Source organism: Mesorhizobium sp. PUT5, from assembly GCF_052216645.1.
Lineage (GTDB): Bacteria > Pseudomonadota > Alphaproteobacteria > Rhizobiales > Rhizobiaceae > Mesorhizobium.
Genome location: NZ_JBQOSO010000003.1, coordinates 2,050,610 through 2,067,746 on the forward strand (window position 1 = coordinate 2,050,610; position 17,137 = coordinate 2,067,746).

At 67.1% G+C, this 17,137-nt stretch carries 16 protein-coding genes; 8 read left to right on the plus strand and 8 right to left on the minus strand.

What is annotated here, in order from left to right:
* Nucleotides 1-40 precede the first annotated feature (40 nt).
* The 3 genes from secG (at nucleotide 41) to ACTDI4_RS11535 (ending at nucleotide 3,563) form a co-directional block, all read left to right on the plus strand.
* Nucleotides 41-496 (plus strand): preprotein translocase subunit SecG, encoded by a 456-nt coding sequence (gene secG, locus ACTDI4_RS11525; protein ID WP_442841272.1) that lies wholly within the window; start codon nucleotides 41-43, stop codon nucleotides 494-496.
* Nucleotides 497-698: 202 nt separating this feature from the next.
* Nucleotides 699-1,790 carry a L,D-transpeptidase gene (locus ACTDI4_RS11530; RefSeq protein ID WP_442841273.1) on the plus strand — a complete coding sequence of 364 codons (1,092 nt, stop codon included), beginning with the start codon at nucleotides 699-701 and terminating at the stop codon, nucleotides 1,788-1,790.
* Between the two features lie 144 nt (nucleotides 1,791-1,934).
* Nucleotides 1,935-3,563: a CTP synthase gene (locus ACTDI4_RS11535; protein ID WP_442841274.1), complete on the plus strand. Its 1,629-nt coding sequence runs from the start codon at nucleotides 1,935-1,937 to the stop codon at nucleotides 3,561-3,563.
* Nucleotides 3,564-3,848: 285 nt separating this feature from the next.
* On the opposite strand, the gene ACTDI4_RS11540 is transcribed toward ACTDI4_RS11535, so the two are convergent.
* Complete coding sequence (locus tag ACTDI4_RS11540) at nucleotides 3,849-4,472, minus strand: DUF922 domain-containing Zn-dependent protease (protein ID WP_442841275.1); 624 nt, start codon at nucleotides 4,470-4,472, stop codon at nucleotides 3,849-3,851.
* Nucleotides 4,473-4,566: 94 nt separating this feature from the next.
* Here ACTDI4_RS11540 and folP point away from each other — a divergent pair, with 94 nt between their 5' ends.
* The 3 genes from folP to folK are packed head-to-tail and all read left to right on the plus strand — an operon-like array spanning nucleotide 4,567 to nucleotide 6,312.
* Nucleotides 4,567-5,421 (plus strand): dihydropteroate synthase, encoded by an 855-nt coding sequence (folP, locus tag ACTDI4_RS11545; protein WP_442841276.1) that lies wholly within the window; start codon nucleotides 4,567-4,569, stop codon nucleotides 5,419-5,421.
* On the plus strand, nucleotides 5,421-5,780 hold the full coding sequence (gene folB / locus ACTDI4_RS11550; RefSeq protein ID WP_442841277.1) for a dihydroneopterin aldolase: 360 nt from the start codon (nucleotides 5,421-5,423) through the stop codon (nucleotides 5,778-5,780). Before folP ends, folB begins: the two co-directional genes overlap by 1 nt.
* A complete protein-coding gene (folK, locus tag ACTDI4_RS11555) occupies nucleotides 5,764-6,312 on the plus strand; it encodes a 2-amino-4-hydroxy-6-hydroxymethyldihydropteridine diphosphokinase (RefSeq protein WP_442841278.1) in 549 nt (182 codons plus the stop codon). Before folB ends, folK begins: the two co-directional genes overlap by 17 nt.
* 13 nt (nucleotides 6,313-6,325) lie before the next feature.
* On the opposite strand, the gene ACTDI4_RS11560 is transcribed toward folK, so the two are convergent.
* The 6 genes from ACTDI4_RS11560 to ACTDI4_RS11585 form a co-directional block, all read right to left on the minus strand.
* Entirely contained in the window at nucleotides 6,326-6,895 is a 570-nt protein-coding gene (locus ACTDI4_RS11560; protein WP_442841279.1) for a DUF924 family protein, read from the minus strand.
* Nucleotides 6,892-8,736 carry a monovalent cation:proton antiporter-2 (CPA2) family protein gene (locus ACTDI4_RS11565; protein ID WP_442841280.1) on the minus strand — a complete coding sequence of 615 codons (1,845 nt, stop codon included), beginning with the start codon at nucleotides 8,734-8,736 and terminating at the stop codon, nucleotides 6,892-6,894. Before ACTDI4_RS11565 ends, ACTDI4_RS11560 begins: the two co-directional genes overlap by 4 nt.
* 166 nt (nucleotides 8,737-8,902) lie before the next feature.
* Nucleotides 8,903-9,457 (minus strand): hypothetical protein, encoded by a 555-nt coding sequence (locus tag ACTDI4_RS11570; protein WP_442841281.1) that lies wholly within the window; start codon nucleotides 9,455-9,457, stop codon nucleotides 8,903-8,905.
* Nucleotides 9,458-9,569: 112 nt separating this feature from the next.
* Nucleotides 9,570-10,655 carry a YcjF family protein gene (locus ACTDI4_RS11575; protein ID WP_442841282.1) on the minus strand — a complete coding sequence of 362 codons (1,086 nt, stop codon included), beginning with the start codon at nucleotides 10,653-10,655 and terminating at the stop codon, nucleotides 9,570-9,572.
* Complete coding sequence (locus ACTDI4_RS11580; protein WP_442841283.1) at nucleotides 10,652-12,130, minus strand: YcjX family protein; 1,479 nt, start codon at nucleotides 12,128-12,130, stop codon at nucleotides 10,652-10,654. Before ACTDI4_RS11580 ends, ACTDI4_RS11575 begins: the two co-directional genes overlap by 4 nt.
* Before the next feature lie 52 nt (nucleotides 12,131-12,182).
* Nucleotides 12,183-12,686 (minus strand): SixA phosphatase family protein, encoded by a 504-nt coding sequence (locus tag ACTDI4_RS11585; protein ID WP_442841284.1) that lies wholly within the window; start codon nucleotides 12,684-12,686, stop codon nucleotides 12,183-12,185.
* Between the two features lie 214 nt (nucleotides 12,687-12,900).
* On the opposite strand from ACTDI4_RS11585, the gene dksA reads away from it, so the two are divergent.
* On the plus strand, nucleotides 12,901-13,317 hold the full coding sequence (dksA, locus tag ACTDI4_RS11590; RefSeq protein WP_442841285.1) for an RNA polymerase-binding protein DksA: 417 nt from the start codon (nucleotides 12,901-12,903) through the stop codon (nucleotides 13,315-13,317).
* Between the two features lie 248 nt (nucleotides 13,318-13,565).
* Here dksA and ACTDI4_RS11595 read toward each other — a convergent pair whose 3' ends face one another.
* Entirely contained in the window at nucleotides 13,566-14,294 is a 729-nt protein-coding gene (locus tag ACTDI4_RS11595) for a hypothetical protein (protein ID WP_442841286.1), read from the minus strand.
* 236 nt (nucleotides 14,295-14,530) lie between these two features.
* Between ACTDI4_RS11595 and cckA the strand changes: the two genes are divergently transcribed.
* Entirely contained in the window at nucleotides 14,531-17,122 is a 2,592-nt protein-coding gene (cckA, locus tag ACTDI4_RS11600; protein ID WP_442841287.1) for a cell cycle histidine kinase CckA, read from the plus strand.
* Nucleotides 17,123-17,137: the final 15 nt, after the last annotated feature.

A 17,137-nucleotide genomic window follows, 5' to 3' on the forward strand; every position in this document is an offset into this window, starting at 1 on the left:
GGCGCCGCGTGCGCCCGCGCCAGCCTTGCCAGGATAGAGAATGGAAACCGTACTGATCGTCGTGCATCTCATGGTCGTGCTCGCGCTTGTGGGCGTGGTGCTGATGCAGCGCTCGGAAGGCGGTGGTCTCGGCATCGGCGGCGGTTCCGGCTTCATGACCGCGCGCGGTGCGGCCAACGCGCTGACGCGCACCACGGCGATCTTGGCGGCGGCCTTCTTCGCCACCTCGCTCATTCTTTCGATCCTCGCCCGCTACGGCGAAAAGCCGATCGATATCCTGGATCGCGTGCCGGCCACCGAGCAGGGCGCGGGCAAGGGCGTTCTCGACCAGTTGCCGGGCGCGCTGCCGCCCGCCGCTCCGAATGAGAGCAAGGCGCCGACGCCGCCCTCCGGCAGCGATGCGGCCGCACCCGCTTCCGAGGCCGCGCCGGCTTCCGCCACGCCGCCGGCAGGCGAGGCGACCCAGCCTGCGCAGCCGCAGGTTCCGAACCAGTAAGCCCTGTTTCGCGCATCCCCGCCGCAACCTGTTGTTGTTTGAACACAGTGGCGACAAATGGCGCATTGGCGCTGCGATTCGCCGCGGCGCCGCTTGAGGCCACGGCACTCAATCGCTTATAGCTGCCCTGCGGCATATTCGGCGTCCTGCGAGGCGCCGGGCGGCGCCGTGGGCAACACGCTTTCTGATCGGAAATTTCGCCATGCAGCTTCGCAGCTTCATTCTCGCCGGCCTTTGCGCGGCGTTCTCATTTGGCATGCCCGCTCATGCGGCCATGCCGGCTCTTCAGGCGCCGGAGGGTGGCGCGGCGACTGATGTGATGCTGGCGGCCGCCAAGAGCCCGGCGGCCGAGTTGAGGCAGCTCAAGAAAAAGAAGAAGCCGACCAACGAGGACCTGGCTCGCATCAAGGAACTGGAAAAGCAGGTCGCGGCCGAGCGGGCGATCGCCCAGGCCAAGGCCGTCGAGGCCAAGAAACTGGCCATGCGCGAGGCCGCCAAGGCCCGGGCCAAGGCCGAGCGGGAGGCCTTCCTCGCCAAGCGCGAAAGCGGCAAGTTCGCAGTCAAGGCCGCGGCGGCGGCTCCTGTGCGGCCGGTCGCGCCGCTGAAGCCCATCCTGCAGGCCGAGGAGGCGATTCCGCCGGAGGCGCAGAGCGTCATGCTGTCGGGCAACAATGGCGAACTGCGCTCCGAAACGGTTGAGCGGAAGCAAAGCAGCGGCCTGTTCGCCGGCCTGTTCGGCGGCACCACGTCCTCGATCTCGCTGCTGCCGGAAACCCGCGCGCTCGATTCGGCCCTGCGAAAGAAGAACGAGAAGCGTCCCTTCCAGGTGAGGCCGGAATTCGTGCCGCAGGAAGTGACGTTCTCCGGCTATGAGCCGGGCACCATCGTCATCGACACGCAGGAGCGGCGCCTCTATCTCGTGGAAACCCGCTCGACGGCGCGCCGCTATGCGATTGCCGTCGGTAAGGAAGGGTTGCAGTTCAAGGGCGAGACCTCCGTCGGCGACAAGCAGGAATGGCCGCGCTGGATTCCGACCAAGGAGATGCAGGAACGCGAGCCGAAGCATTACGGCCAGTACAAGGACGGAATGCCGGGCGGCGGCGAGAACCCCCTTGGCGCGCGCGCCATCTACCTCTATCAGGGCAAGAAGGACACGCATCTGCGCATCCACGGCACCGTCGCTCCGCAGACGATCGGCACCAGCGCCTCGAACGGCTGCTTCCGCATGATCAACGAGCATGTGATGGACCTCTACAGCCGCGTGCGGATGGGCACCAAGGTCGTCATTCTCTGACGCAGCGGCACAATCTGGCGAAAGGGCCGGCTCGGACCGGCCCTTTTGTTTTGCCCGTTCGGGCGCTTCGACTTGCCTGGAAAAGCCTTCGCGGCGGTTTTTCCTCTGGCGGAATCGTTCCAGCCGCGTTATGCGATGGTTCCCATGGCGCGATATGTATTCATCACCGGCGGCGTGGTCTCCTCACTTGGTAAAGGCATTGCCGCGGCGGCTCTCGGAGCCCTGTTGCAGGCGCGCGGCTACCGCGCGCGCATCAAGAAGCTCGACCCCTATCTAAACGTCGACCCGGGCACGATGAGCCCCTACCAGCACGGCGAGGTGTTCGTCACCGACGACGGGGCCGAGACCGACCTCGACCTCGGCCATTACGAGCGCTTCACCGGCCGCTCGGCCAACCGAAACGACAACATCACCACCGGCCGCATCTATCAGAACATCATCGAGAAGGAACGGCGCGGCGACTATCTCGGCGCCACCGTTCAGGTGATCCCGCACGTCACCGACGAGATCAAGAATTTCGTCCTCGACGGCAATGACGAGTTCGATTTCGTGCTGTGCGAGATCGGCGGCACGGTCGGCGACATCGAGGCCATGCCGTTCCTGGAGGCGATCCGCCAGCTCGGCAACGATCTGCCGCGCAACAACGCCGTCTACGTGCACCTGACGCTGATGCCGTGGATTCCGGCCGCGGGCGAGCTGAAGACCAAGCCCACCCAGCATTCGGTGAAGGAACTGCGCTCCATTGGCATCGCGCCCGACATCCTTCTGGTGCGCGCCGATCGCGCCATACCGAAGGAAGAGCGGCGCAAGCTGTCGCTGTTCTGCAACGTGCGCGAGAGCGCCGTCATCCAGGCGCTGGATGTCGGCCACATCTACGACGTGCCGATGGCCTATCACAAGGAAGGGCTGGATTCGGAAGTCCTGGCCGCCTTCGGCATCGATCCCGCGCCGAAGCCGCGCATGGAGCCGTGGCAGGGCGTTTCGAGGCTCATCCACAACCCGGAAGGCGAGGTCACCATCGCCATCGTCGGCAAGTACACCGGGCTGAAGGACGCCTACAAGTCGCTGATCGAGGCGCTGTCGCATGGCGGCATCGCCAATCGCGTCAAGGTCAAGCTCGACTGGATCGAAAGCGAGATCTTCGAGAAGGAGGATCCGGCGCCGTTCCTGGAAAAGGTTCACGGCATCCTCGTTCCCGGCGGCTTCGGCGAGCGCGGCTCGGAAGGCAAGATCCTGGCCGCCAAGTTCGCGCGCGAGCGCAAGGTGCCGTATTTCGGCATCTGCTTCGGCATGCAGATGGCCTGCATCGAGGCCGCGCGCTCGCTGGCCGGCATCGAGAATGCCTCGTCCACCGAATTCGGCCCCGCCAAGGAGCCTGTCGTCGGCCTGATGACGGAATGGCTCAAGGGCAACATGCTGGAGAAGCGGCAGGCGGTCGGCGATCTCGGCGGCACCATGCGGCTCGGCGCCTATGAGGCACGGCTGGCGCCGGGCTCCAAGATCGCCGACATATACGGCAGCACCGACATTTCCGAGCGCCACCGCCATCGCTACGAGGTCAATATCGACTATCGCGAGCGGCTGGAGGCGTGCGGGCTGGTGTTCGCCGGCATGTCGCCGGACGGCGTGCTGCCGGAGACGGTCGAATATCCCGACCATCCCTGGTTCATCGGCGTGCAGTACCATCCCGAATTGAAGAGCCGGCCGCTGGACCCGCATCCGCTGTTCGCCTCCTTCATCGAGGCGGCGATCGCGCAGAGCCGGCTGGTGTAGGTGTAGGCTAGGGTCAGGCCCTGTTAATTTGGTTGGAATGGTCGGAGCGGATTTGTGCGGATGCGCGAAGCAAGGCCGCAGGAAGGCTGAAGCCTTTCAAGGCCTTGCGACAAAGCAGCCCGTGCAAATCCGCCCGATCCGAAGGACGATCGAGCTGGCGTCGATCTGCCGCGTCAAAGTCCTCGACCGGGGGAACCGCCCCGCTCTTCGGACTTTTCCTCGCATCTCTTGCCATCTCGAACGCCATTCCAACCAAATTAACAGGTCCTGACCCTAGGACAGCCGTTAGTTGATCTGTCGGCCCGCTGCGGCTTCCATGCGCTCCAGGCGGTAGCGCATGAGCCGCAGGATGCGGCTTTCGAAGTTGATGAGTTCGACCCGGTCGAACTCGGCCTGCGCCTTGTCGTGGCGGGCGAGAATAGCGGCGCTGATCTCACCGGCCTTGGCGGTCGCGGCCTGACAGGTCTTCTGCGGCCAACTCGCCTTCAGCGCGTCCTCCAACTCGCGGCCGTAGTTCTTGGCGATTTCGACATGCCGCTCCTCGTGGCGCTTTATGTCGGCCGAAAGCGTGTCCCAGAAAAGCCGCACCCCCGGATCGACCTTGCCGCGCGGACGCCACCTGGGCAGGATGACGCTGGTGCGGATCGTCACCTCCGCCGAGACGATGGAGCAGGAACCCGGTTGCTGGGCATAGCCGATGCGGGTGGTGAAGCGCATCTGCGTGGCGCCCGGATGCCGCAGCCCGGTGGTCTTCACCTGTGGACCGTGGCTGTTGAGCTGGTCCTGGATCTGGTCGAGCGTGTGCCCGCGTATGGTGAAATAGCTGTAGGTCTTGACCAGCGAAGCCGCCTCGGCCGGAAATGCGGCCAAGAGCAGGACAAGAACGCAGAGCAGGGGACGTTTCATCATGTTGCCTCTGCTTCCACCTTGCGTTAGGGCCGTTGCCGGCGCAACGGAAAACCCATGAAGGGTCGGTCCTGTCTGCGGCCATGGTTGACCGGCAATGATGATGAGACGATGGCAACTGGCGCATGGCCGCCACCTCGACCTCGGCGAGAAGGCCGTGGTGATGGGCATCCTCAATGTCACGCCGGACAGTTTTTCCGATGGCGGCCTGTTCGATACCGCCGGCCTCGCCCTGGCGCAGGCCCGGCGCATGATCGCCGAGGGCGCGGCTGTCGTGGACGTGGGCGGCGAATCGACCCGGCCCGGCGCCGCGCCGATCGGCGCGGCCGAGGAGCAGGACCGCGTGCTGCCGGTGATCGAGGCCCTGGCGGCAGCGGGCGAGGCGCTGATCTCGGTCGACACCTATCGCGCCGAGACGGCGCGGCTGGCGGTGGCCGCCGGTGCCCATATCGTCAACGACGTCTGGGGCCTCCAGCGCGAGCCCGGTATAGCCGAGGTCGCGGCTCGGACGGGGGCCGGGCTGGTCATCATGCACACCGGCCGGGAACGGGAGATCCTGCCCGACGTCATTGAGGATCAGTTCTTCTTCCTCGAAAGATCGCTGGAGATCGCCAGACAGGCCGGCGTGCGCGGCGAAAGCATCATGCTCGATCCAGGCTTCGGCTTCGCCAAGGAGACGGCCGAGGCCAATCTGGACCTGATGGTGCGCTTCGGGGAACTGCACGCGCTCGGCTTTCCGCTGGCGGTCGGCACCTCGCGCAAGCGCTTTCTCGGCACGGTGACGGGTCGCGACGCCGCCGACCGCGCGGCCGGAACGGCGGCCACCAGCGTCGTCTTGCGGCTGAAGGGGGCGCATCTGTTTCGCGTCCACGATGTCGCAATCAACGTGGACGCGCTGGCCGTCGCCGATGCTATTGTGACCCGACAGACCGCCTTGCAGGACCTGCCTTGATGTACACGATCCGCATGAAGAACTGCGCCTTCTTCGCCCGCCACGGCGTGCTGGACGAGGAGGAGACGCTCGGCCAACGCTTCTACGTGGACGCGGCACTGACCGTCGACCCCGGCCGCGCGCTGGAGGAGGACGCCATCGAGGCCACCGTGGACTACGGCGTCGCCTTCGAACTGATCGAGAAGATCATCACCGGGGCCCGCCGCTTCCTCATCGAATCGCTGGCGCTGGAGGTGGCCAAGGCCCTCACCGTGCGCTTCCCGCAGATCGTGCAGGCCGAGATCACCGTGCGCAAGCCCAACGCTCCGGTGCGCGGCGTGCTCGACCATGTCGAGGTGACAGTTGTCTGGCCGCAATAATTCGGGCGCGAGCGCCGTCTTCGTCAGCCTGGGCGGCAATCTCGGCGATCCGGCAGCCTCCATGGGCAAGTCGCTGCGCATGCTGGACGAGGACGCCGGCACGACGGTGGTGCGCGTCTCCTCGCTCTACCGCACGCCGCCCTGGGGCAAGACCGACCAGCCGGATTTCCTCAACGCGGCTGCCGAGCTTTCGACCACGCTGGCCCCGCGCGGCCTGCTGGACCTCTGCCTGGAAATCGAGCGCCGACTGAAGCGGGTGCGCGAGGAGCGCTGGGGGCCGCGGCTGATCGACGTCGACATACTGGTCTTCGGCGACCGCGCCATCCACGAGGTGGGGCTGGACGTGCCGCATCCGCGCATGCTGGAGCGCGCGTTCGTGCTCGCGCCTCTGGCCGAAATCGCGCCCGGCCTGGTCGTTGCCGGCCGCAGCGTTTCCGAACGGCTGGCCGCCATGGATGCCGCCGGCATCGAAAGGCTGCCAACCGGGCAGGGCTGGTGGCGAGCCGGCAATTCCGCATCGCCGGCGGCCTGACGAGCGGCCCCTCTCAGCCGGAAAACCCACCGCCGTCGAGGAAGGCCTGCTCCTCGCGCGTCGTCTCGCGCCCGAGCGCGCAGTTGCGATGCGGAAAACGACCGAAGCGGGCGATGATGTCGCGGTGGTCGACGGCATATTCAAGCTCGCCCTCGGCATGGGCCTTGTGGAGCTCGACCGAGCGTTCCTGGTCGGCCATGTCCTCCGAATGCTCGAATGGCAGATAGAGAAAGACGCGCACCTCCTGCTCGACAGCCAGATCGTGCCCGGCCTCGATTGCCCTTGCCGCAAAGTGCCGCGCTAGCGGATCGGTCGCGAACATATGGCCGGTGCCGCGGAAACAGTTGCGCGGGAACTGGTCGAGCAGGATCATCAGCGCCAGCGAGCCTTCCGGGTGGTCAGCCCAATCGTCCAGTTCGCGCCTGGCCGCCATGTAGTGCAGGTCGAGAAAGCGGCTTCGGAACCCGTCGTCGAAGGCCTCGTCCTTACTGAACCACGCATCGCGCCCGGCTTCGCGCCAGAAGGCGGTCACGGCGAGCGCTCTTTCGTCGGGCAAGGTCGTGATGGCGTCGGGCTGGGTCATGACGGGCTGGTCCTGTCCTGTGGGTTTCTCAACATGTCGGCGGTCTCCTCGCTCAGGGCGCGGCCCGCCTGGCGCGGCTGGGCGAGCGGGGCCGGCACGGGCGTGGCGATATTTCCCTGGAGGAAGTTGCGGCCGTCGCGGATATCGCCTGAAAGCTGCATGTCGAGCCGCGCGTCGTCGCGGCGGCGCACGTCCTCGATCGTATCGGCCACGTCTTCGGGATCGACGCCCAGCGCCTCCAGCGTGGAGCCACCGAACACCAGCGCCGATTCGAAGGTCTCGCGCAACTGGTAGTCCACCCCGGCGTGGATGAGTTGCAGCGCAGTGCCCCGGTCGTAGGCGCGGGCGAGCACCGTCACCAACGGGAACTCCGCCTTGAGAAGCTCGGCGATGCGGACGGCCGTCTCGGGCTTGTCCACGCATACGAGCACGGCCCGGGCGCGCCCGGCGCCGGCCGCGTGCAGGATGTCGAGGCGCGTGCCGTCGCCGTAATACACCTTGAAGCCGAAATCGGCCGCCGCCTGGATCATCTCCACGTCGTTGTCGATGATCGACACGTCCACGCCGCGCAGCAGCAGGGGTTGGCTGACGATCTGGCCGAATCGGCCGAAGCCGATGATGAGCACCGAGCCGGTCAGTCCGTCCGCCACCTCCACGTCGGACAGCGACTGCTCGTCGCGCGGGCCGAGGCGGCGCAGCGCCACGATGGCCAGCGGGGTGAGCACCATGGACAGGATGACGATAGCGGTCAGCACCGAATTGGCGCGCGCATCGATGATGCCGACGGCAGCGGCCGACGAATAGAGCACGAAGGCGAACTCGCCGCCCTGCGCCATCAGCACGGCGCGTTCCAGCGCTTCTTCGTGGCGGGTCCGCAGAAGCCGCGCCACGATATAGATGCCGAATGCCTTGGCGACCATGTAGGCCACCACATAGACGGCCACCAGCCGCCAGTCCTGTGCCACCACGGCAAGGTCCAGCGACATGCCGACCGCCAGGAAGAACAGGCCGAGCAATATGCCCCGGAAGGGCTCGATATCGGCTTCGAGCTGGTGGCGGAAGGTCGATTCGGAAAGCAGCACGCCGGCCAGGAAGGCGCCCATGGCCATGGACAGGCCCGACAGTTGCATGACGAGTGCCGATCCCAGCACCACCAGCAGGGCAGCGGCCGTCATCACCTCGCGGGCGCGCGCATCGGCCAGGATGCGGAAGAAGGGGTTGAGCAGGTAGCGTCCTGCCACGATCAGGCCGACGATGGCGGCGATGCCGATGCCGACTTCCGTCAGCCGTTCGGACAGGGTCGTCTCGCTTCCGCCCGGCGCGAGGAAGGCCACCGCCGCCAGCAGCGGCACGATCATCAGGTCCTCGAACAGCAGGATGGAGACGATGCGCTGGCCCTTCGGCACGGCGATGTCGCCGCGTTCCTCCAGAAGCTGCATGACGATGGCGGTCGAGGTCAGCACGAAGCCGGCCCCTCCCACGAAGGACTGCGCCCAGGAAAAGCCGCCCAGCCGGCCGGCCAGCGTCAGCAGTGCCGCGCAGATGCCGACCTGGAGCGTGCCGAGGCCGAAGATCTCGCCGCGCAGCCCCCACAGCCGCGAAGGCTGCATCTCCAGCCCGATGATGAACAGGAACATGACCACGCCGAGTTCGGCGACGTGGAGGATGGCCTGAGGATCGGAGAAGACGCGCAGGCCGAACGGGCCGATGACGAGGCCGGCGGCCAGATAGCCGAGGATGGAGCCCAGACCGGCGCGCTTGAAGATCGGCACCGCGACCACGCCGGCCGCCAGAAGCGCCACCACCTGGGTAAGATCGGTGCCCGAAACCTCAGCCGACATGCATGTGTCCGATCCTTCGCGCCGCGCCGCGGCGCGGCAGGGCCGAGCGGCAAAGATAGGGGCTGCGACGGCGAATGGACAGGGGCAATTCCGGCCGCGCGCGGCACATCGCCCGAAGGCCGTATCCGGCAGGAAGGAAACGGATCGGCGCGACGCGCCTTGGCCGTCAGTTCTTGGCGACCGCGCCGACCGAAGCCGCGTCCACGCGCTTCAGGTTCATGCCGATCACCGGCACCATCTGGTCCTCGACCTTTACCGAAACCGTGACGATCATGGAATTGTCGTCGGGCACGCGCGCCTGCATGACGCCGCGCAACTGGTTGCGGTTGATGGAAAAGACCACCTTGCGCTGGTCGACCACGCTGCCTGCGACGATGTCGAGGCCGTTGCCGGAGGCGCCTCCCATGAAGCTGCCCTTGTAGCCGGCGCGGCCCTTGCGCTCGACGGAAGCCGACATGGGCTGGCTGAAGACGCCGACGCGGCAGCCGCCGTCCAGCGACATGCCGACCTTGCCGGCCGGCGTGGAGCCGGTGAAATTGCAGGTGAACTTGGTGCCCTTGTACTTGCCGGCGACGATCTCGCCGGGGCCGACCCACTTGCCTTCGACGGTGCGGAAGAAGTCGACGTCCCGCTCGCCGGCGGACGCGCTTGCCGCAACACCGGCCGACGCCGAGGCGGCGATCGCGAGAGGCAGTACGGCGGACAGGAACATGCTCTTCATGAACGACACCAGGCAACGAAAGACACGCGGAAGGGATAGCCGGACCATGAAGAAGATTGGTTAATGCTTCGTCACTGCCGCGTGGCAGAGCTTTACGAAAAATGGGTTCGGGTCAAGCGTCGGGAGTGCCCGGCGCACGCTTGCGGCCGGTGGCGTAGGCGGTGAGGGCCGACAGGAAATCGCCGAGGCCCGGGCGCTTTGCGGCGGTGAAGGGCAGGGGGCGCGTCGTCTCCATCGCGGCGATGCCGATGCGTGCCGTCATCATGCCGTTGACCACGCCTTCGCCGAGCTTGGCCGACAGGCGGGCCGCCAGGCCGTGGCCGACGATCTGCTGGACGAAACTGTCGCCGACGGCGATCGAACCCGTCACCGCCAGGTGCGCCAGCACGCCGCGCGCCAGCCGCAGGAAGCCCAGCGTGCCGGGCCTGCCGCCATAGAGTTCCGACAGGCGGCGGATCAGCCGCCCGGCCTCGAAGGTGACATAGGCGACGTCGACCAGCGCGCGCGGGCTGACGGCGGTGACCAGCGAGACGCGCTTGGCCGCGTCGAGAATCAGCACCTTGGCACGCTCGTCGAGCGGCCGCAGGATTTCCGTTTCGGCCAGCTTCAAGAGATCGGTGCCGTCGATGACCTCGCCGCGCAGCCCTTCCAGGGTTTTGCGGCCGGCGGCGGTCTGCGGCCTGGCGGCGACGAAGGCCGACAACTCGTCCACCAGCGCCCGCGCCGCCTTCGGGTCGTTGCGGGCGAAGGCGTCCAGCGCGCGCGACTGCATCTTTTCGACCTCTGCCAGCCGCCGGATGGCCAGGAACTCGCGCGCCAGCAGGGCCACCAGCGCCACCAGCGCCAGGCCGGCCATGCCGGCGGCGAACCAGCCCAGCCACGGCGCGCGCTCGAACAGGTCGCGGATCAGCCGGTCCGTCCACAGGCCGACGGCCAGCGACACAAGCACGCCGAGCGCGCCGAAGAAGACCGTGGCAAGCATCGAGCGCTTGCGCGGCGCGATCGCCGGCGGCGGTTCCGCCGCGACGATGTCGGGCTCGGCGAATGCGTCCACGGCATCTGCGATGACCACCGCTTCCGCCGGTTTGACCGCGCGCGGCCGGCGCTGCGGTTCCGCGGCTGTCGCGGCGGCACCGGTCGACGCTGGTTTCGGTTCCGGCTCGATACGGAACGCGGCCGGCTTGCGCGGTTCGGTCATGCGAGGCGATCTCCGATCAGGAACTGCAAGGCCCGGTCCAGCCGGATGTGCGGCAGCGACAGCGCCACCCCCTCGGCCGTGCGCTCCAGCCTTGGCGGCCGGAAACGCACGAAGCGGATGGCCGGGTCGGCGTCGGGCGCCTTGGGTGTTGCCTTAATGTCCTTGAACACGGCTTCAACCTTTTCCGGCAAGTCACCGGGAAATATGGCTGTTTCCGTATTTCCGTCGAAGGTTTCGCCGCCGATGCGCTCGCCCGCCAGCGGCGTGCCGATGATGACGGGCAATGTCTCGCGCCCCTGTTTCACGGTGCCCTCGCGCGTGGCCCGCACGGCCGCCATGGCCACCACGTCGACATCGGCGCCGGTGAAGTTGGCGCGCGCGATGGCGCGCTCGGCCAGCCGCCGCACGATGGCCTGGAGCCGGTCGTGGCTCTCGTGGTGGAGATGATCGGCCTTGGTCGCCGCGATCAGGATGCGGCCGATGCGGCGCGAGAAAAGGTCGGTGAAAAGACTGCCGCGCCCGGGGCGGAAACAGGCGAGGATCTCCGTCACGGCGCGTTCGAGGTCGGCCATGGCGGCCGGGCCCGCATTGAGCGCCTGAAGCGCGTCGATCAGCACGATCTGCCGGTCGAGGCGCGCGACATGCTCGCGGAAGAACGGCTTTATCACATGCGTCTTGTAGGCTTCGTAGCGCCGCTCCATCATCGCATGCAGCGAGCCGGCGTGCGGCCGGCCGTCGCTCAGGTCGGGCAGCGGCGCGAAGGTCAGGGCAGGGGAGCCTTCCATGTCTCCCGGCATCAGGAAGCGGCCCGGCGGCAGGGTCGAGAGCGCCCGCTCGTCGTGCTTGCAGGCCTTGAGATAGGCGGCGAAACTTTCGGCCAGCCGCCGGGCCGTCATCTCGTCGGCGCCGGCCTGCGCGTCGATCCCGGCCGACAGGCTGCGCCATTCCCGCGACAGGTCCGCACGCACCGGCAGCGCCGCCAGTTCGAAGGCCTCGCGCGAGAAATCGGCGAAGGACTTTCCCAGCAGCGGCAGGTCGAGCAGCCATTCGCCGGGATAGTCGACAATGTCCAGCGAAAGCCGTCCGGGCGAGAACATGCGCCCCCAGCCGGACGCCGATTCATATTCTATGGTGAGGCGAAGCTCGGAGATGGCGCGGGTGGAGTCCGGCCACACGCGCTCGTCCACCAGCGCCGCCACATGGTCCTCGTACTGGAAGCGCGGCACGGCGTCGTCGGGCTGATGCTCCAGGAAGGCGCGGGCGATGCGGCCGGATTTCTGCGCCTCGAACAGCGGCAGGCGGCCTCCATGGATCAGGTTGTGGACGAGGGCCGAGATGAACACCGTCTTGCCGGCGCGCGACAGGCCGGTCACGCCCAGGCGCAGCGACGGCGAAAGAAGCCCGGTGGCGCGACCGGCAATGGTATCCAGCGCAATGCGGGCCTCGTCGGAAAAGCTGGTCAGCGATGATGCCAATCTGGTCCTCTCAAGCGTCGGCCAACCCATATAGGCATGGCGGCAGCGGTTTTCAGCGCCTTGCCGGCCTGAGAAAGGCTTCCAGCCGCCCGGTGCCGGGCGCGGCTGCCGCGATGCCGCCCTCGAAGCCGATGACGGCGAGCCCGCTGGTGGGAAACCCGTGGCGAAGCTGCATCTTCGCTTCCTCTTCGCCACGGCCGGACATTTCCACCGCAAGGTCTTCCATCATCGGGTTGTGGCCGATGACCAGCAGGGAACCGGCGCTGCCGTGAGCGCGTATGATGGCAAGATAGCCTGCCGCATCCTCGCTGTAGAGTTCTTCGAGAAAGACCACCCGGCCGGTGTCGGCGCGGCCGGCGACGCCTTCCAGCGTCTGGCGCGCCCTTGCGGCCGTCGAGCACAGCGTCAGGTCGGGCACGTAGCCATGGGTTCGCATGGCCTCGCCCATCGCTTCGGCGTCGGCGGCGCCGGAGGGCTCCAGCGCGCGGTCGAAATCGCGCATTCCGGGCTGGGCCCACCCGGCCTTCGCGTGCCTGAGAAGGAAAAGCCTCGCCATCCGCATCCTCCGGCGGGATGCAGCCCCGCGACCCAAGCTCTAGCCGTCTGCGCTCCGGCGCGCAACGGCGGGCGGGTTTGGACAACGCGACCGCTCGCAACCCATGCGGGAACAACGTTTGCGACAATACGCCAACGTGCGGAGGTTTGCGCTTGTATAGCCTTGTTGCGGCGAATATATAGGCGCCAAACTTTGGGGTTGTCGGGTGAGTCGAATGAGCGATCTTATTGCTACCGATTACGTGCCCTCCGAAAGCGAGCCGTTCATGAACGAGCGGCAGAAATCCTACTTCCGGCAGAAGCTCGTTACTTGGAAGAACGACATATTGCGCGAAGCGCGTGAAACCCTCGAAATCCTGCAGCAGGAAAACGCAAACCATCCCGATCTCGCCGACCGCGCCTCGTCGGAAACCGACCGCGCGATCGAACTGCGTGCCCGGGATCGGCAGCGCAAGCTGATCTCCAAGATCGATTCCGCGCTGCAGCGTCTTGACGAGGGCACATACGGCTATTGCGAGGAGACCGGCGAGCCGATCTCGCTCAAGCGTCTGGATGCGCGGCCGATCGCCACCTTGTCGATCGAGGCGCAGGAACGCCACGAGCGCCGCGAGAAGGTTTACCGCGACGATTGAGGCAGGCGCACCGCCCCCCGAAGGGCGGTGAAGCTTGCGGTGATGATCGGTGCCGGGTGATCGGCCGGGCGCCGTTTCTTGCGCCTGGCAAGCCGAAGCGCCGTGCGTTCCTTCGCACGCGCGAAGGACGCTTTGGATGCTTTGATTGAGCGGCGGAATATCCCGAAAGCCTAGCGGACTTTTCGGTCCGATGCCCTGCTGCCGCTTCGATTAGTGCAGCCGGCTTGGGGTCCCGCCGGTGCGTCTCGTCATTTCCTGTGGTGGGAAAGCTCGCCCAGCAGACGCGCCATCTCGTCATCGAGCGAAGGCGGGGCCTTCGGCGCAGAGACCGGGGCCGTATCCGGCGTTTCCTCCAGCGACACTTCCAGTTCGCGCAGCAGCGTATCGTCGATCTCCGCCGGAGAAGCCGGGGCGGAAACGGGCCGGGCCGGCGGCTCCGGGTTTGCCGCGTCCTTCGGATGCGGCACCGGTTCGGGCCGCGGCGCGGGCGGCGGCGCCACAGCGGCTGCCGGCCCACGTTGCGGTGCCGGCGGCGGTGGAGGCGGTGCAGCGGCATATTGCTGACCTGCCGGAACCTGCCGATGAACGGGGGCAGGAGCAGGCTGCGGCGCACGGGGCCGCGGCGGCGCGGCGGGATGCGGATTTCCGTGCTCGGCAGGCGGCGGCTGCCGCCGGGCGGGGACGAGGCGGATGTCGCGCTCGACCACCACGTCGGTGGGCCCGCCGATCAGAAGCAGGTGCTCGATGTCGTCGCGGCGCACCAGCACGAGGCGGCGGTGGCTGTCCACGGCGGTGGCGTCCATGACCGCCAGCCGCGTCTTGCGATTCCTGCCGCCGGCCACGAAGGTTCCGAAGGTCAGGCTGCGGACCAGCTTGACGATGAGCAGGACCACGAGCAGCAGGACGAGGGCCGCCAGCGTCCACAGGATGGCCGCCGCATATCCAGGACCCGCCATGCCATCCAGCCACTCCTGCATCGCCTTGCCCTCAAAATCCGCCCGAGCGCGACACTAGACCGGCGCGGCGGGCGCCCGCAAGTTGCCATTCGGCAATGTGGATAATGTGACGCCATGTCCCTGCGGCCCCGGAGCCTCGCGACCGTTCCCTCTGCATTTTTCGCCGACGTTGCAGCGGAGGCCTTTTTTGTGCAGGTAGAATATGATCCAACCGGAACGGGCGGGGCGGGGCACAGGAATTCGTGGATAAGAGGCAGATGGCCAAGGAAACGGGCGGCGATTTCTATCCCGTGCCGATCGTGGATCAGGGCACTCGGCCCGGGGCGGTCACGCGGCTGATCGCCTTCATGGTCGTTCTGGCGGGTGCGGCCATCGTCTTTGCGGTCTTTCGCGAAAGATTCGGCGACCCCTTCCTGCTCGGGCTGCTCGGCGTGCTGGCAATGATCGGCGTCGGCTTCCTGTTCGCCACTGCCATCGGCTTCGTTCAGGTGGCGCCGCGGTCCACGGGCGACGAACTGTCCAAGGCCTTCATCGATTCGATGTCGCAGGGCCTTCTGGTCTCGGACAACAAGGGCCGGGTCATCTATGCCAACCGCGCCTATGCCGATATGACGGGGGCCGGCTCCCCGGCCGACATCAAGACCGTCGAGGGCCTGCTTTCCGATGTGCCGGAGGCTTCCTCCACCATCTATCGCCTCGCTTCCGGCCTCAGGGACGGCCAGGCGGGCGACGGCGAGTTCCGTCTTTCCCAGCCGATTCGGCCGGGCGCCGAGCCCGGCGCGCGCTGGTATCGCGTGAGGGCGCGCATCTTCAACGTGCCCGGGCAGCGCCAGCCGCTGTCGGCCTGGCAACTCGCCGACATTTCCCGCGAGCGCGCCGAGCAGGAACGCTTCTTCCTGGACCTGCAGGAGGCGATCGACCATCTCGACCACGCGCCGGCAGGCTTCTTCTCGGCCGACCAGGAGGGCCGGGTCACCTACATCAACGCCACGCTCGCCGAATGGCTGGGCATCGACCTCGCCTCCTTCACGCCGGGCGCGGTGGCCCTGCCGGAGATCGTTGCCGGCGACGGCATGGCGCTGATCCGCTCGGTGCGGGCCGATCCGGGCACGACGCGCAACGCCGTCATCGACCTCGACCTCACCACCATGACGGGCGAGGCGCTTCCGGTGCGCTTCATGCACCGCGTCTCGGCGAGCCGCGAAGGCGTGAGCGGCCCGACCCGCACCATCGTGCTCAACCGTACCCAGGGAGAGGACGCTTCCGCCGATCTGCGGGCATCGGAGGTCCGCTTCACGCGTTTCTTCAACTCCACCCCCATGGCGATCGCCGGCGTCGATCATCAGGGGCGCATATTGCGCACCAACGCGCCGTTCCTGTCGCTGTTCTCCCGCGTGGTGGACCGCGACGCGCTCGACCGGCGGGTGCGCTTCGATACCGTCATCCACGAGCGCGACCGGGCCGCCTTTGCCGCCGCGCTGGAAAAGGCGCGCCAGCAGCAGGCCGACATCGCTCCGATCGATACGGTGCTGCCGAACGACGAGGAGCGGCATGTGCGCTTCTACGTCAACGCCGTGGCCGACGGCACGGCGGGCGACGGCGCCGAGGAGGCGGCCATCGTCTATGCGGTGGACACCACCGAGCAGAAGGCGCTGGAAGGCCAGATGGCGCAGAGCCAGAAGATGCAGGCGGTGGGCCAGCTTGCCGGCGGCATCGCGCATGATTTCAACAACGTTCTTACCGCCATCATCATGGCGTCGGACCTTTTGCTGGCCAATCACAGGCCGTCCGACCCGTCCTTCCCGGACATCATGAACATCAAGCAGAACGCCAACAGGGCCGCTTCGCTGGTCCGGCAGCTCCTGGCGTTCTCGCGCAAGCAGACCCTGCGGCCGGAAGTGCTCAACCTCACCGACGTGCTGGCCGACCTGCGCATGCTGCTTGCCCGTCTCGTCGGCAACAACATCAAGCTCAAGGTCGATCACGGCCGCGACCTGTGGCCGGTCAAGGTCGACATCGGCCAGTTCGAGCAGGTCGTGGTCAACCTGGCCGTCAATGCGCGCGACGCCATGCCCGACGGCGGCGAACTGACGGTGCGCACCAGGAACGTGACGGCGGACGAATGCGCGGCATTTTCCTATCGCCGCGAGTTGGTGCCGGCCGACTATGTGCTGGTCGAGGTGGAGGACAGCGGCTCCGGCATCGCGCCGGACGTGCTGAAGAAGATCTTCGAGCCGTTCTTCACCACCAAGGAGGTGGGCAAGGGCACGGGTCTCGGCCTTTCCATGGTCTACGGCATCATCAAGCAGACCGGGGGCTTCATCTTCTGCGATTCGGAACAGGGCAAGGGCACCGTCTTCCGCATCTTCCTGCCGCGGCACGTGGCCGAGGCCGTCCAGGCGGCCGAGCCGAAGGCCGGCGGCGCGGAGGCGAAAGCGGTCGCGGCCGCCAAGGCCGACCCCGCCGCCAGGGACCTGTCGGGCTCGGCCACCGTGCTCCTGGTGGAAGACGAGGATGCGGTGCGCATGGGCGGCATGCGCGCGCTGACTTCGCGCGGCTATACGGTCCACGAGGCGTCTTCCGGGGTCGAGGCGCTGGAGGTATTCGATTCGCTGGACGGCAAGATCGATATCGTCGTCTCGGACGTGGTCATGCCCGAGATGGACGGGCCGACATTGCTCGGCGAACTGCGCAAGCGCCAGCCGAACATCAAGTTCGTGTTCGTGTCCGGCTATGCCGAGGATGCGTTCGCAAAGAACCTGCCGGCGGACGCCCAGTTCGGCTTCCTGCCCAAGCCGTTCTCGCTCAAGCAACTCGCCACCGTGGTGAAGGAAGTGCTCGAGGCGTAGGCCGGGCGGGGATGC